Origin of the sequence: Mycobacterium sp., from assembly GCF_025965855.1 — a bacterium.
GTDB lineage: Bacteria > Actinomycetota > Actinomycetes > Mycobacteriales > Mycobacteriaceae > Mycobacterium.
This window is the reverse complement of the sequence record NZ_JAOPWB010000027.1, coordinates 12,946-27,183: the sequence shown is the minus strand read 5'-3', so window position 1 is coordinate 27,183 and position 14,238 is coordinate 12,946. Positions and strand designations below refer to the sequence as shown.

The window sequence follows — 14,238 nt, the reverse complement described above, 5'->3', positions numbered from 1 at the left end:
GATCGGTTCCGGGCCCGTCGCGCCGGTAGGCGGTGTCCGCGATTCGCTGCGCGATCGGCCCATCACCGAATACGACCTGGACGGTCCGCCCGTGCTGACCTTCGCCGCAAGTCACGATCTCTTCGGCGACAACTCCGTCCTCCTGGTGGACCTGGCCGGACACACCCCGGGCAGCGTCGGGGTGCTCGCCCACACCAGCCGGGGATGGATCCTGATCGCCGGCGACGCCGCCTGGCACCAATTGCAGATCGAGAAGGTCCGCCAAAAGTCAAGCTACCCCGGCGCTTTGGTCGACCAGGATCGCGACGAGACCTTCCGGACGCTGCACCGGCTGCACCTCGCGCGGCACGCGGTGACGATCGTCCCGACCCACGACCACCGGGCGGCGCAGGCGTTGCCAGCCTGACGTGCCGGCCCCGCGAGCGTGCGTGTTGGTACGGCGACACGCCGCAAATCGCGGACATCTGCGCACCCTCGCGCCAGACCCGCCAGACCCGCCAGACCTGCCGGGCCGCCGGGCTAAACGCCCAAGCACCCCGGGCCGAGTAGCTCCTTGAGGTCGCCCATCAGCGCCGGTGACGGCGTGACCCGCAGCGAGGCGTCCAGCTCGAGCGTGGTGATCCGGTCCCCGCTGATTAGCCGCAGGTGCACCTGGGAGGTCCCGGGGTGACGCGCCAGCACCTGCTTGAGCGCACTGACCTTGTCAAAGGTGCACTGACGCGTCGGCATGCTGACCGCCAGTGGCCGGTCCGGCTGGGCATTGGAAAAGTCCGGCACCACAAGGTCGTTGGCGATCAGGGCGATGCGATCGTCGCGGATCGCGACCTTGGCGTTGATCAGCACCACCGCGTCGTCGACGATGTCGGCGCCGAAGGTGGAGTACGCGTGCGGGAAGAACATCACCTCGATGCCGCCGGTGAGGTCTTCCAATTGCGCCGAGGCCCAGGGCATTCCGTTCTTGTTGACCCGCCGGTTCACCGAGGCCAGGATGCCGCCCACGCGCACCTGGGTCTCGTTGGGGACGTCGCCGTCCAGGATCGCCGGGATCGCGGTGTCGACCTGCGCGGTCAGCAGGTGGGCCACCCGGTTGAGCGGATGCCCGGACACGTACAGCCCCAGCATCTCCCGCTCCAGGGCCAGCTTGTGCTTGTCCTCCCACTCGTCGTCGGGCACCTTGATGGTGAACACGGAGTCGCCGGCGCCCTCCCCATCAGAGCCGCCGAAGAGGTCGAACTGCCCTATTGCCTCGGCCTTCTTGGTGCCCAGCACCGAGTCGACGGCGTCGGTGTGGACCAGGAAGAGGCCCTTGCGGGCATGGCCCAGCGAATCGAACGCGCCCGCCTTGATCAGCGACTCGGTGACCTTCTTGTTGCAGGCCGAGATGTCGATCTTACTGAGATAGTCCGAGAAGTCGGTGAACTTGCCCTTCTCGCCGCGGGTGCCGATCAGCGAACTCACCACGTTGGCGCCGACGTTGCGCACCGCACCCAGTCCGTAGCGGATGTCGGCGCCCACCGACGCGAAGTTCAGGCCGGATTCGTTGACGTCCGGCGGCAGTACCGTGATGCCCAGCTTGCGGCAGTCGGCAAGGTAGACGGCCGCCTTGTCCTTGTCGTCGCCGACCGACGTCAGCAGGCCGGCCATGTACTCGGCGGGATAGTTCGCCTTGAGATAGGCGGTCCAGTAGGAGACCATGCCGTAGCCCGCGGCGTGCGACTTGTTGAATGCGTAGTCGGCGAACGGAAGGATGGTGTCCCACAACGCCTTAATCGCGGCCGGGGCAAACCCGTTGGCCTTCATGCCGTCGGAGAAACCCTCGAACTCCTTCTCCAGGACTTCGCGCTTCTTCTTGCCCATGGCCTTGCGCAGAATGTCCGCTCGGGCAAGCGAGTAGCTGGCCACCTTCTGCGCGATGCGCATGATCTGCTCCTGATACACGATCAGGCCGTAGGTCTCGGCGAGGATCTCGCGCAGCGGTTCCTCGAGCTCGGGGTGGATGGGCTTGATCGCCTGGCGCCCGTTCTTGCGGTCCGCGTAGTCGTTGTGGGCGTTCATGCCCATCGGCCCGGGCCGGTACAGCGCGATGACGGCGACGACGTCTTCGAACCCGGTCGGCCGCATGCGGCGCAGCAGGTCACGCATCGGTGCGCCGTCGAGCTGGAACACCCCGAGCGTGTCGCCGCGGCCGAGCAGGTCGTAGGTGGCCTTGTCGTCCAGCGGGACGGACTCCAGACCGAGGTTAATTCCCTTGTTGGCCTTGATGTTTTCGATCGCGTCGCCGATGATCGTCAGGTTGCGCAGCCCCAGGAAGTCCATCTTCAGTAGGCCGATGGCCTCGCACGACGGGTAATCCCAGCCGGTGATGATGGCGCCGTCCTGCGGTCGCTTCCACAGCGGGATCGCCTCCGTCAGCGGCTCACTGCTCATGATCACCGCGCAGGCGTGCACGCCGGCGTTGCGGATCAGGCCCTCCAGGCCGCGCGCGGTCTGGTAGATGGTGCGGACGTCGGGGTCGGTTTCGATCAATCCGCGGACCTCGGCGGCTTCCTTGAACCGCTCGTGGTTCGGGTCGGTGATGCCCGACAGCGGAATGTCCTTGGCCATGATCGCCGGCGGCAGCGCCTTGGTGATCCGATCGGCGATGGCGAAGCCGGGCTGGCCATAGTGGATCCGCGCCGAATCCTTCAGCGCCGCTTTGGTTTTGATGGTACCGAAGGTGATCACCTGGGCCACCCGGTCGGAGCCCCACTTGTCGGCTGCATACCGCACCATCTCCCCGCGGCGACGGTCGTCGAAGTCGATGTCGATGTCGGGCATCGACGCACGTTCGGGGTTGAGGAACCGCTCGAACAGCAGACCGTGCTCGATGGGATCGATGTCGGTGATGCCCAGGGCGTAGGCCACCAGGGATCCGGCGGCCGAGCCCCGGCCGGGCCCGACCCGGATGCCCACCGACCGCGCGTAGTTGATCAGGTCGGCGACGATCAGGAAGTACGACGGGAAGCCCTTGTCACAGATGACGTCGATCTCGTAGGCCGCGCGCCGCGCGTAACCGTCCGGCGGGCCGGCCGGAAACCGCCGGCCCAGCCCGGCGTCCACCTCGTGCCGCAGCCAGGACGCCTGGTCGTGCCCCTCGGGCACCGGGAAGACCGGCATCCTGTCGCGCGGCGCCCACACCTCGTCGTAGGGCTGGACGCGCTCGGCGATCAACAGCGTCGAGTCGCAGGCGCCGGGCACCTCGTCGTCCCAGATCTGGCGCATCTCGGCGGCCGACTTCAGGTAGTAGCCGTCGCCGTCGAACTTGAAGCGGTTGGGATCCGACAGCGTCTTGCCGGTCTGCACGCACAACAGTGCCTCGTGGTTGTGCGCGGCGTCGCGGGTGACGTAGTGGCAGTCGTTGGTGGCCAGCGGCCGGATGCCCAGCGTGCGGCCGATCTCGAGCAGGCCCTCGCGGACGCGTCGTTCGATGGTCAGCCCGTGATCCATCAGCTCGAGAAAGTAGTTGTCCGGTCCGACGATCTCCCGCCATCTGGCGGCCGCCTCCAGCGCCTCGCGATCCTGGCCCAGGCGAAGCCGGGTCTGCACCTCCCCCGACGGGCAGCCGGTAGTGATGATGATGCCCTCGGCGTGCTCGGCGATGAGCTCGGCGTCCATGCGCGACCACTTGCTCAGCTGACCCTCGAAGGAGGCCAGCGAGGACAGCTTGAACAGGTTGCGCAGGCCGGCGGCGTTCTCGGCCAACATCGTCAGGTGTGTGTACGAGCCGCTGCCGGAGACGTCGTCGGCCTTCTGGCTGGGGTCACCCCAGGTGACGCGGCGGGTGTCGAACCGCGAGCCCGGCGCGATGTACGCCTCGACCCCGATGATGGGCTTGATCCCGGCCTCGGTCGCTCCGTTGTAGAACTCGCTGGCCCCAAACATGTTGCCGTGGTCGGTCATCCCGATCGCGGGCATCTCCAGCCGCTCGACCTCGGCGAGCATCGGCGCGATCTTCGCGGCACCGTCCAGCATCGAGTACTCGGTGTGGTTATGAAGGTGCACAAACGAGGACTCGCGATGTGGGGGCACCTCCCGCTTGCGGGGGACGCTTGCGCTAGGAGCAGACGGATCGGTCATAGGGACGCCAGTCTATGACCGACCACCGACGCATCCTCGGCGTGTCGCGTCGTGTGTCTTTTAACTCCGCGTGTGTCGTCACTTTGGGTGCGGCGGATTTAAGGTGGGCGCTATGACCCAGACTGCCGGCCAGTGCGCGGGGTCATCGCCTTGGTCGCCGCGCGAGGCCGAGCTGCTCGCGGTGACTTTGCGGCTGTTGCAGGAGCACGGCTACGACGGCTTGACGGTCGACGCCGTGGCCTGCGAAGCCCGGGCCAGCAAGGCGACGGTGTACCGGCGCTGGCCCTCGAAGGCCGAGTTGGTGTTGGCGGCCTTCACCGAGGGCATCCGCCAGGTCGCGGTCCCGCCGGAAACCGGCACATTGCGCGAGGACTTGCTGCGAGTCGGGGAGAAGATCTGCCGGCAGGGCCAGCAGAATGCCGGCACCATCCGCGCGGTGCTGGTGGAGGTGTCGCGCCACCCCGCCCTCAGGGACGCCCTGCAGCACCAATTCCTCGATCAGCGCAAGGCCCTGGTTCAGCACATACTGCGGCAGGCCGTCGACCGGGGCGAGATCGCCGAGGCCGCGATCGCCGACGAACTCTGGGATCTGTTGCCCGGATACCTGATCTTCCGCTCGATCATCCCCGGGCAGCCGCCCACCCGCGCCACGGTGCAAGCCCTCGTCGACGACTTCATCCTGCCGGGACTCACCCGATCCGAGGGATATCAGGAAAATTGATACAAAGTGTACGGTCACGTCTCTTGTGCAGTACTGATCAGTACCGTAGGGTCATTTCCGACGGTCACGCCCACTGCGGCCGCGTGACCGTAGCGCCCGAGCATCGAAAGGCCAACGGGTGAAGGCGATTTCGATTACGTCCCTCCTCAGGCGGGGGTGGATACCGCTGGTCGCGGTGCTCGTTGTCGCGGTCACGGGATTCGGCATCTATCGCCTGCACGGAATTTTCGGCTCCCACTCCAACACCTCGGCCAACAGCGGCCTCGCCAACGAGATCGTCCCGTTCAACCCCAAACAGGTGGTGCTCGAGGTCTTCGGCGCACCGGGTGCGATGGCGACCATCAACTACCTGGACGTCAACGCCCAGCCGCAGCAGGTCAAGGACGCGCCCCTGCCCTGGTCGTACACGATCACCACGACGCAGCCCGCGGTGGTAGGCAACGTCGTGGCGCAGGGCAACGGAGACACCCTCGGCTGCCGCATCACCGTCAACGGTGAAATCAAGGACGAACGCACCGTCAACAAAGTCGACGCCTACACCTTCTGCCTGGATAAGTCGGGATGAGCGACGATCAACAGGCGCGGCCCCGCCTGCCGCACACCATCCGCCGGCTCTCGGTGCCGATCCTGCTGTTCTGGATCGCGCTCGCCGCCATCACCAACATCGCGGTACCACAGCTGGAAGAGGTTGGTAAAACACACAATGTGGCGCTGAACTCGCCCGACGCGCCGTCGCTGAAGGCGATCAAGCGCATCGGTCAGGCGTTCGGCGAATTCGACACCGACAGCTCGGCCATGATCGTCCTGGAGGGCGACAAGCCGCTCGGTGCGGACGCCCACCGGTTTTACGACGCGATGGTCCGCAAGCTCGAGCAGGACAAGAAGCACGTCGAGCACGTTCAGGACTTCTGGGGCGACACCCTGACCGCGGCGGGGTCGCAGAGCAGCGACGGCAAGGCCGCCTACGTCCAGCTGTTTCTCGCGGGCAATCAAGGCTCGGCGTTGGCCAACGAGGGCGTGGGCGCCGTCCGCGACATCGTTGAGCACATGCAGCCACCGCCCGGTGTCAAGGCCTATGTGACCGGCGCTGCACCGCTCATCTCCGACCAGTTCGACGTCGGCAGCAAGGGAACCGCGAAGGTCACCGCGATAACCGTCGGGGTGATCGCGCTGATGCTGCTGTTCGTATACCGTTCCTTCTTCACGATGCTGCTCGTGCTCGTCACGGTCCTCATCGAGATGTCTGCCGCCCGGGGGATCGTCGCCTTCCTCGGGAACGCCGGCCTCATCGGCCTGTCGACGTACGCGACGAATTTGCTCACGTTGCTGGTGATCGCCGCCGGGACGGACTACGCGATATTCATCGTCGGCCGTTACCAGGAAGCGCGCGGGGCCGGCGAGGACAAGGAAACCGCCTTCTACACCATGTTTCACGGGACGGCCCACATCGTCTTGGGTTCGGGCCTGACCGTCGCCGGCGCGGTGTTTTGTCTGAGCTTCACCCGGCTGCCGTATTTCCAGAGCCTGGGAGTTCCCGCCGGTATAGGCATACTCGTCGCGCTTTTCGCGTCGCTGACCCTGGGCCCGGCGATGCTCACGCTGGGCGCCGCCCTGGGCGTCTTCGACCCGAAGCGCGCGATGAGAACCCGCGGATGGCGGCGGATCGGCACTGCCATCGTCCGCTGGCCCGCCCCGGTTCTCGCGGCGGCGTGCGCCCTGGCCCTGGTGGGCCTGCTCGCATTGCCCGGGTACAAGACGAGTTACGACACTCGCCCCTACATGCCCACCAGCGCGCCGGCCAATGTCGGTTACACCGCCGCCGAGAAGCATTTTTCGCGGGCCCGGCTGGAGCCCGAGTTGCTCATGGTCGAAACGGATCACGACATGCGTAACCCGGCCGACATGCTGATCATCGACCGGGTGGCCAAGGCGGTGTTTCACGTGCCGGGCGTCGCCCAGGTGCAGACCATCACCCGGCCCCTGGGCACCCCGCTCGACCACAGCTCGCTTGCCTTTGTGGTCAGCAATCAGAGCGCCGCCCAGCAGGAAAACCTGACGTACCAGCAAGACCGGGCGAACGACCTGCAAAAGCAGGCCGGCGAACTGGCGAAGACGATCAACATCTTGAAGCAGCAGTACGTGCTGCAGCAGCAGCTCGCCGGCACCACCCACGAGGAGGCCCAAAGCTTTCACGACACCATCGACACGATCAGAGACCTGCGGGACAAGATCGCGAATTTCGACGACTTCTTCCGGCCGATTCGTAGCTATTTCTATTGGGAAAGACATTGCTTCGACATCCCCGCGTGCTGGGCGATCCGCTCGGTCCTGGATGCGCTGGACGGCGTCGACCAGCTCACCGAAAAATTCGAAAACCTCACGGCCACCCTGGACAAGCTCGACGCGTTGCAGCCCAAACTCGTGGCGCTGATACCGCCGCAGATCGACAGCCAGGAGACCAATCGCGCGTTGACGTTGGCGAGCTTCGCCACCCAGTCCGGCATCTACTCCCAGACAGAGGCCGCGATCGACAACGCGACGGCGCTGGGGCGCGCCTTCGACGCCGCGAAGAACGACGACACCTTCTACCTGCCACCCGAGGTGTTCAAGAACCCAGACTTCGAGCGCGGGCTCAAACTGTTCATCTCGCCCGACGGCAAGGCGGCCCGCATGATCGTCACCCACGAGGGTGATCCCGCGACGCCCGAAGGCATTTCACACATCGACCCGATCGCAAGGGCCGCGCACGAGGCCTTGAAGGGCACGCCGATGGCCGACGCCAAGATCTACATCGGCGGCACCGCGGCGACGTACAAGGACATCCAGGACGGTGCCACGTACGACCTGCTGATCGTGGGACTCGCCGCGCTCAGCCTCATCCTGCTGATCATGGTGATCATTACGCGAAGCCTCATTGCCGCGCTCGTCATCGTCGGCACGGTTGCCCTGTCGCTGGGCGCTTCTTTCGGGCTGTCCGTGCTGGTTTGGCAGTACATGTTAGGCATCAAGCTGTATTGGGTCGTGCTGGCGCTGGCGGTGATCCTGCTGCTGGCGGTCGGCTCCGACTACAACCTGCTGTTGATCTCCCGGTTCAAGGAAGAAATCCATGCCGGCATAAAGACCGGCATCATTCGCTCGATGGCCGGCTCCGGCTCGGTGGTCACCTCCGCCGGGCTGGTCTTCGCGATCACGATGTGCGCGTTCGTGTTCAGCGGTTTTCAGGTGCTCGGCCAGATCGGGACCACCATCGGCCTCGGATTGTTGTTCGACACGCTGATCGTGCGTTCCTTCATGACACCATCTGTCGCAACGCTTCTCGGGCGCTGGTTCTGGTGGCCCCAACGGGTGCGCCCGCGGCCGGCGAGCCAAATGCTTCAGCCCTACGGGTCGCGTGCCGCGGTGCGTCAGTTGCTGCTGTGGGAGGACGACGACACGGCGGTAATGCCTAGCCGTACAGCTCCACAAACTGCTTCAGGGACTTCTCCACGTCTCCCCTGACGGCGCGGGCCGCGGCCGAGCCCACCGGGCCGAACAACGCACGCCCGCCCAGCTCGAGACGCAGTCCCAGCGTGGACCCGCCTTCGGCGGGCCGCACGGTGAGCATGACGCCGTATTTCGCTCCGCCCTTGCCCGATCCCGACATCGCCACCTCGTGCGGCGGATCCCACTTCGTCACCGTCCACGTCACCCGGTTGCGCAGGCCCTTGGAACGCGCCACGCCGACGATCTGGGTGCCCTCGGTGATCTCGTCGGGCAGCTCGCTGCGCCACCCCTCGTGCATCACCAGCCAATCGCCCAGCTCCGACAGTTCCGAAACGTGGTCCCACATGTCCTGCGGGGCCATCGGCATGTCTGCGGTCATGTCAACGGCGGCCATTGCGTGAGCCTAACCCGAGGCCCTTGCCACATCCGCCCCATTGGCCCCTTCCCGGCGGAGAGGCGCATGTGACGACCGGGACCAACGCAAACAAGGCCATCAGCGGCTGGGCCCGCCGCGGAATCGGTTGCCGAGCCGCAGTCCGGGCAGCAGCAAGGTGCGCGGCACGAACCTGCCGCCGGTGCTCACGACCTTGGGCACGATGCCGGGCACCACGCTGCGCTTGCCGGCCAGCATCCCCCCGATGGCCGCCTCGGCCACGTCGCGCGGCGAGACCTGCACCACCGGGATGCTGAACCGCTCGGCGTTGGCGATCTCGGCCCACTCGGTCGGCACCGGGCCCGGACACAGCACCGTGACCGACACCCCTGTTCCGTGCAGCTCCTCGTGGACGGCTTCGGAGAACGTCTGCACGAACGCCTTGGTGGCCGAATACACCGCCATGTACGGCAACGGCTGGAAACCGGCGATCGAGGCGATGTTCATCACCGCGCCGGCGCCGCGCTGGACCATGCCGGGCAGGGCTGCGTGGGTGAGCTCCATCAACGCGAGCGCGTTGAGGGTGACCTCCTCGCTTTCGCGTTCGAGCGGCAACTCGTAGAAGACCCCGCTGGTGCCGAAACCGGCGCTGTTGCACAGCCCGGCAATCGGTTCGTCGCGGAGCCGGCCCGCCAACTTCGCGCGGCCCTTGCCGTCGTTGAGGTCCAGCGGCAGGACCTCGACGGCCACCGAGTACTCCTGGCCCACCTCGTTGGCGAGTTCGTCGAGGCGCTCGCGGCGCCGCGCGACCAGCAATAGCGGAAAGCCGCGGCGCGCCAGGCCGCGAGCCAGTTCGGCGCCGATGCCCGAGGAGGCGCCGGTGATGACGACGGTCGTGTCGGTGTCGGGTTTCGGAAGGCTCATGGTGTCACCAATGTATCCCTCGGGTGGCCCGGACAAACGTCTCGCTCCGCTTGTCGAAAGACTGTGCATCGCTGGGCGATTCGCCGCCCTTGGCGGCGTCTGAGTCCGCGAACATCGCGAACGCGCGGTTGCGCACGCGGTCCATGACCGACGGGTTGACGGCGTCGGCGACGGCGGCGAATTGCCCGAACGGCGAACTCGCGCGCCGGGGCCGGTGCACGATAGCATCCGTGATCACGCCGGCGGCCTGCTCGGGCGTCAGCGCCGGGAACTTGTCGTACATCGTGGTCGGACTGATCATCGCGGTGCGCACCAGCGCCATGTGCACGGTGGTGAACTTGACGTCGTCGTTGACGACTTCGGCCTGAAGCGCATCGCACAGGCTGTCGAGGGCGGCCTTGCTGGCGATGTAGGCGCCGAAACGCGGCGCGCGGGTCTGCACGCCGACCGAGGAGACGTTGATGATCTGGCCGAAGCCGCGCTCGCGCATCCCGGGGATGAACTTGAGGATGAGCTGGACCGCGCCGAGGTAGTTCAGTTGCATGGTCCGCTGGTAGTCGTGGATGCGGTCGTAGGACAGATTCAGCGAGCGCCGAATCGAGCGCCCCGCGTTGTTGACGAGGATGTCGACGCCGCCGAGGTCCTCGAGCACCTGATCGGCCATCGCGGCGATGGCGTCCATGTCGGTCAGGTCGCACGGGTACACGTGGGCGGTGCCGCCGTCGCCTTCGATCTCAGAGGCGACCTTGTCGAGGTTCTCCCGGGTGCGCGCCACCAGCACCACCACGCCGCCCGCTTCCGCGATCTTTTTGGCGGCGGCCGCGCCGATGCCCGACGACCCCCCGGTGATGAGGACGGTCCGGCCCTCCACGGCGTCCCTGAGTGTGCGGCCCTGCACCGCGTCCAGCAGATTCCGCAAATAGAACGGTCGATATCGCCCGGCCGAGTTGGGGGTGTTGATGATGCTGGAGACCGCCGCTAGCGGCTTTTCCACCAAGTTCGTCAAGTCACCAAGGAGATTCATCGGCTCTTGCTCCTGACGGGCAGTGTGACGTGGGTCATAAAATCTAACCTAGGGCATCGGTCGGCCGGCAGTGCAGATTGCCGCTATGTGAACTCCGATCCTGCGGCTCACAGGGCCGGCCACATCGTGGCCATGCCAGAGCAATCGGCTTGTTACACAGGGTAATCCGGGTGTGATCGCACACTAACTGACGGGCAACGCCGAAATGTTCCGATCGGCGTTATGAAAATGCTGGCCCACTTCCGCAAACCAGAGCCGAACACGATCTACGACCGGATCGGCGGGCACGAGGCCCTCGAAGTCGTGGTCGACGACTTCTACGTTCGCGTGCTCGCCGACGGCCAACTGTCCGGCTTTTTCACCGGGACCAACATGAACCGCCTCAAGGGCAAACAGGTCGAGTTCTTCGCGGCCGCACTCGGCGGCCCCGAGCCCTACACCGGCGCGCCGATGAAGCAGGTGCACCAGGGTCGCGGCATCACCATGCACCACTTCAGCCTGGTGGCCGGTCACTTGGCCGAGGCGCTCGCCGCCGCCGGGGTCTCCTCCGCGACGGTCACCGAAATACTCAGCGCCATCGCGCCGCTGGCCCCCGAGATCGCATCCCCCGAAACCACCACGGTCTGAGAGCTCAACGCTCCCCCGCGACCTCGGCGAGCCGTCGGCTCAGATACCGAACGACGCCGGGGTCGGTGGTGAGCTCGATGGCCGTGCGGTAGGCCTGCGCCGCGGCGGGTCTCCCCGCTCCGGCCAGCAAATACGCACGCGCCGTCCAGGCCGGCTGGAAGCGCGCGATTGCCGGATCGGTGATCGCGTCGAGCGCGAGCAGCCCCGCCTCCGGCCCGTCGAGCCGGCCGTCGACGACCGCCAGGGAAACCGCCGCACCCAACGACGGGGCAACGCGCAGCAGCGCCCGATGCAGTTTGCGCAACGCCGCCCAGTCGACCTGCCCGCCGTACGCTCGGGCGCAGTGCGTCGACTGGATGGCCGCCTCGTATTGGTAGCGGCCGGGGCGACGGAAGCCGTGGGCCCGGCGCAACAGCGCCTCGCCGCGCGCGATCATCCCCGAGTCCCACAGCCGGGTGTCCTGCTCGTCCAGCGGCACGAACTCACCGCGGTCGGTGCGCCGCGCCGGCCGACGCGACTCGGACAGGCAGATCAGCGCCGCCAGCCCAAGCGCCTCGGGCTCCTCGGGCAGCAGCTCGGCCAACACGAGTGCCAGATGCAGCGCCTCGGCGGCCAACGATTCGATCGGCGCACAGGGCGGCTCGAGCTGCCAATCGATCGCCCACGCACCGTAGACGGCCTCCAGCACGGCCGGCAGCCGCTCGTCGAAGTCCGCGCGGGCAGGGACCACGAACGGGATGCGCGCCTCGCGAATCCGGCGCTTCGCGCGGACCAGCCGCTGGGCCAGCGTCGCGGGCGGCAGCGAGAACGCTCGCGCGATCGCCGCCGAATCGATGCCCAGCACCGTCTGCAGCATCAACGCGGTGCGGCAATTGGCGGCGATCGCCGGGTGCGCACAGACCAGCATCAGCTCCAGGCGGCGTTCGGGCATCGCCGCCGGGTCCGGGGAATCGTCACTGACATCCCATGTTTCGGGCAGCCGGCCGGTCTTTCGGTAGCCGTGCGATTTCCACCGGTCGCGCAGCCGGTTGCGGGCCACGGTGAGAACCCAGGCTTCCGGGTTGGCGGGTATCCCCTCGTTCGGCCAGCGGGCGAGCGCGCGCTCCAGCGCGTCGCCGAGGGCATCCTCGGCCGCGGCGATGTCGGCATTCGGCGCGGCCAGCACCGCCAGCAGCCGGCCATAGCACCCGCGGACCAGTTCGGCGACCCGGGCCCGCGCCTCATTCAGGGGCTGTACCATCCCTTGCCGCTCGCGTAAGTGACTGCGACGGGCCGGATTTCGATCGCCCCCCAATCGGCGGCCGGGCACCGCTTCGCCCAGGACAGCGCGGCGTCCAGGTCGGGCACATCGATGACGAAGATCCCGCCGAGTCGTTCCTTGGTGTCGGCGAAGGGGCCGTCCTGGATCCTCGGTTCGCCGCCGCGGGCGGAGAAGGTGGTCGACGCGACGGCGGATTGCAGCACCTGGGTGCCGATCAGCACGCCGGCCGCGTCGAGATCGTCGGCGTACTTGGCGAACGCCGCCCGCGCAGGCGCCATGTCTTCCTCGGTCATGCCGAGTTCGCCACCCTCCTGGTAGTACATGAGCAGGCAGTACTGCATGATGGTGCCCCTTTCCTTATCAATGGTTTCACCGCATTGACGATTGAGGCCACGCCCGATCGACACCACAATGCAAACCATGGGTCGCACATTCGAAGATCTGGTGGCCGAAGCCGACTCGGTAAACGTTGAGGGCTGGGACTTCTCCTGGCTCGACGGCCGCGCGACGGAGGAACGCCCGTCGTGGGGCTACCAGCGGCTGCTGAGCAGCCGTTTGGCGACGGTGTCCGCCGCGCTGGACATTCACACCGGGGGCGGGGAGGTGCTGTCGGGGGCGGGACCGTTCCCACCCACGATGGCGGCCATCGAGACGTGGCCGCCGAACGCGGCCCTGGCGACCAAACGCTTGCATCCGCTCGGCGTGGTGCTGATAAGCACCCGGGACGAGCCGCCGTTGCCGTTCGCCGACGAAGCCTTCGACCTGGTGACCACGCGTCATCCGATCTCCGTGTGGTGGAACGAGATCCTTCGGGTGCTCCGGCCGGGCGGCACCTACTTCGCTCAGCACATCGGGCCCGCCACCATGGGCGAGCTGGTCGAATACTTCATCGGGCCGCAGCCGGAGAAATGGGCCGAGTTTCATCCGGACGCGGTCGGCGAGCAGGTACAGGCCGCAGGCCTGCAGGTCATGGATCTGCGCATGGAACGGCTACGGGCCGAGTTCTTCGACATCGGCGCCGTCGTCTACTTCCTGCGCAAGGTGATTTGGACGGTGCCGGACTTCACCGTGGAGCGCTATCGCGACCGGCTGCGCGAACTTCACGAGCGGATCGAGGCCGAGGGGCCGTTCGTCGCGCACCCGACGCGGGTGCTCGTCGAGGCCCGCAAGCCCGGGTGATCAGCCCTCGTCGCGCAATGCCCGCCAGACGACTCGTGGATGACCGGCAATCATTGGAATTACCCGGAAGAAAAGAAGGGTGAGCGCGAGCCAGGGACGTATGTGCGGCCGGATGCGCTCTATCTGCCCGTCGACCGTCAGGTCGAGAACCATGGCGTCGTGCAGCGGGACGCCGAAGACACGTGCTTCGCCGACGACGACCCGCGCGCTATCGTCTCCGATTTCCTCGCGCCAACGCAATTGGCCGAGGCTGCCGTAGATCGCGGTGAAAAGGATCCTGAGATCCCGCCTGCCCCGGAAGACCATGCGGCCGGAGATCGGTGAGAGCAATTTGGCGTCCGCAGCAAGCGTCTCCATCAGGGCATCGATGTTATTGGCCTCGGATGCGGCGCGAAAGCTGCTTACGGCATCGGCCATAACAGCCATGGTGCCATCGTTTTCCGGCGGGTGCAGAGCAGCGCGCAGCCGCCGTCGATTGTGAATTTTGCGACGCGTCACTGGCGTGTCGCGTCGCGAGATTCACTGTCGGC

Annotated in this window: 12 protein-coding genes and 1 pseudogene; 6 read left to right on the top strand and 7 right to left on the bottom strand. The window is 66.7% G+C overall.

The features are described 5' to 3' along the window. Positions 1–406: pseudogene (locus JWP83_RS02265) on the top strand (MBL fold metallo-hydrolase); the annotation flags it as partial. Between the two features lie 113 nt (positions 407–519). Here the strand turns inward: JWP83_RS02265 and dnaE are convergent. Then, positions 520–4,116, bottom strand: coding sequence for a DNA polymerase III subunit alpha (gene dnaE / locus JWP83_RS02260; RefSeq protein WP_297725370.1), 3,597 nt, complete (start codon positions 4,114–4,116; stop codon positions 520–522). A gap of 112 nt (positions 4,117–4,228) precedes the next feature. Here dnaE and JWP83_RS02255 point away from each other — a divergent pair, with 112 nt between their 5' ends. The 3 genes from JWP83_RS02255 (at position 4,229) to JWP83_RS02245 (ending at position 8,335) form a co-directional block, all read left to right on the top strand. Next, positions 4,229–4,837 carry a TetR/AcrR family transcriptional regulator gene (locus JWP83_RS02255; RefSeq protein ID WP_297725368.1) on the top strand — a complete coding sequence of 203 codons (609 nt, stop codon included), beginning with the start codon at positions 4,229–4,231 and terminating at the stop codon, positions 4,835–4,837. 118 nt (positions 4,838–4,955) lie between these two features. Next, on the top strand, positions 4,956–5,402 hold the full coding sequence (locus JWP83_RS02250; RefSeq protein WP_297725366.1) for an MmpS family transport accessory protein: 447 nt from the start codon (positions 4,956–4,958) through the stop codon (positions 5,400–5,402). Further along, positions 5,399–8,335, top strand: a complete 2,937-nt coding sequence (locus JWP83_RS02245; RefSeq protein ID WP_297725364.1) for an RND family transporter — start codon at positions 5,399–5,401, stop codon at positions 8,333–8,335. The genes JWP83_RS02250 and JWP83_RS02245 overlap by 4 nt, the downstream gene beginning before the upstream one ends. Here the strand turns inward: JWP83_RS02245 and JWP83_RS02240 are convergent. From JWP83_RS02240 to JWP83_RS02230, 3 genes are all read right to left on the bottom strand, one after another. Further along, entirely contained in the window at positions 8,283–8,714 is a 432-nt protein-coding gene (locus JWP83_RS02240; RefSeq protein ID WP_297725362.1) for an SRPBCC family protein, read from the bottom strand. The genes JWP83_RS02245 and JWP83_RS02240 overlap by 53 nt on opposite strands. Before the next feature lie 99 nt (positions 8,715–8,813). Then, positions 8,814–9,617 carry an SDR family oxidoreductase gene (locus JWP83_RS02235; protein WP_297725359.1) on the bottom strand — a complete coding sequence of 268 codons (804 nt, stop codon included), beginning with the start codon at positions 9,615–9,617 and terminating at the stop codon, positions 8,814–8,816. 4 nt (positions 9,618–9,621) lie between these two features. Next, a complete protein-coding gene (locus tag JWP83_RS02230; RefSeq protein ID WP_297725357.1) occupies positions 9,622–10,641 on the bottom strand; it encodes an SDR family NAD(P)-dependent oxidoreductase in 1,020 nt (339 codons plus the stop codon). A 222-nt stretch (positions 10,642–10,863) separates the two neighbouring features. Between JWP83_RS02230 and JWP83_RS02225 the strand changes: the two genes are divergently transcribed. Next, complete coding sequence (locus tag JWP83_RS02225) at positions 10,864–11,268, top strand: group 1 truncated hemoglobin (RefSeq protein ID WP_297725354.1); 405 nt, start codon at positions 10,864–10,866, stop codon at positions 11,266–11,268. Between the two features lie 4 nt (positions 11,269–11,272). Here the strand turns inward: JWP83_RS02225 and JWP83_RS02220 are convergent, their stop codons facing one another. Then, a complete protein-coding gene (locus JWP83_RS02220) occupies positions 11,273–12,508 on the bottom strand; it encodes a DUF6596 domain-containing protein (protein WP_297725352.1) in 1,236 nt (411 codons plus the stop codon). Next, positions 12,493–12,870 carry a YciI family protein gene (locus JWP83_RS02215; RefSeq protein WP_297725374.1) on the bottom strand — a complete coding sequence of 126 codons (378 nt, stop codon included), beginning with the start codon at positions 12,868–12,870 and terminating at the stop codon, positions 12,493–12,495. Before JWP83_RS02215 ends, JWP83_RS02220 begins: the two co-directional genes overlap by 16 nt. Positions 12,871–12,949: 79 nt before the next feature. Here JWP83_RS02215 and JWP83_RS02210 point away from each other — a divergent pair, with 79 nt between their 5' ends. Next, positions 12,950–13,708, top strand: coding sequence for a methyltransferase domain-containing protein (locus JWP83_RS02210; protein WP_297725350.1), 759 nt, complete (start codon positions 12,950–12,952; stop codon positions 13,706–13,708). Here JWP83_RS02210 and JWP83_RS02205 read toward each other — a convergent pair whose 3' ends face one another. Beyond that, positions 13,709–14,125, bottom strand: coding sequence for a nuclear transport factor 2 family protein (locus JWP83_RS02205; protein ID WP_297725348.1), 417 nt, complete (start codon positions 14,123–14,125; stop codon positions 13,709–13,711). Positions 14,126–14,238 lie beyond the last annotated feature (113 nt).

What these genes read in the sequence shown, in the direction of transcription:
- JWP83_RS02230 (WP_297725357.1), bottom strand. Translation starts at nt 10,641, where the DNA reads ATGAATCTCCTTGGTGACTTGACGAACTTGGTGGAAAAGCCGCTAGCG.
- JWP83_RS02235 (WP_297725359.1), bottom strand. Translation starts at nt 9,617, where the DNA reads ATGAGCCTTCCGAAACCCGACACCGACACGACCGTCGTCATCACCGGC.
- JWP83_RS02255 (WP_297725368.1), top strand. Translation starts at nt 4,229, where the DNA reads ATGACCCAGACTGCCGGCCAGTGCGCGGGGTCATCGCCTTGGTCGCCG.
- JWP83_RS02205 (WP_297725348.1), bottom strand. Translation starts at nt 14,125, where the DNA reads ATGGCCGATGCCGTAAGCAGCTTTCGCGCCGCATCCGAGGCCAATAAC.
- JWP83_RS02220 (WP_297725352.1), bottom strand. Translation starts at nt 12,508, where the DNA reads ATGGTACAGCCCCTGAATGAGGCGCGGGCCCGGGTCGCCGAACTGGTC.
- JWP83_RS02215 (WP_297725374.1), bottom strand. Translation starts at nt 12,870, where the DNA reads ATGCAGTACTGCCTGCTCATGTACTACCAGGAGGGTGGCGAACTCGGC.
- JWP83_RS02225 (WP_297725354.1), top strand. Translation starts at nt 10,864, where the DNA reads ATGAAAATGCTGGCCCACTTCCGCAAACCAGAGCCGAACACGATCTAC.
- JWP83_RS02240 (WP_297725362.1), bottom strand. Translation starts at nt 8,714, where the DNA reads ATGGCCGCCGTTGACATGACCGCAGACATGCCGATGGCCCCGCAGGAC.
- JWP83_RS02210 (WP_297725350.1), top strand. Translation starts at nt 12,950, where the DNA reads ATGGGTCGCACATTCGAAGATCTGGTGGCCGAAGCCGACTCGGTAAAC.
- JWP83_RS02245 (WP_297725364.1), top strand. Translation starts at nt 5,399, where the DNA reads ATGAGCGACGATCAACAGGCGCGGCCCCGCCTGCCGCACACCATCCGC.
- dnaE (WP_297725370.1), bottom strand. Translation starts at nt 4,116, where the DNA reads ATGACCGATCCGTCTGCTCCTAGCGCAAGCGTCCCCCGCAAGCGGGAG.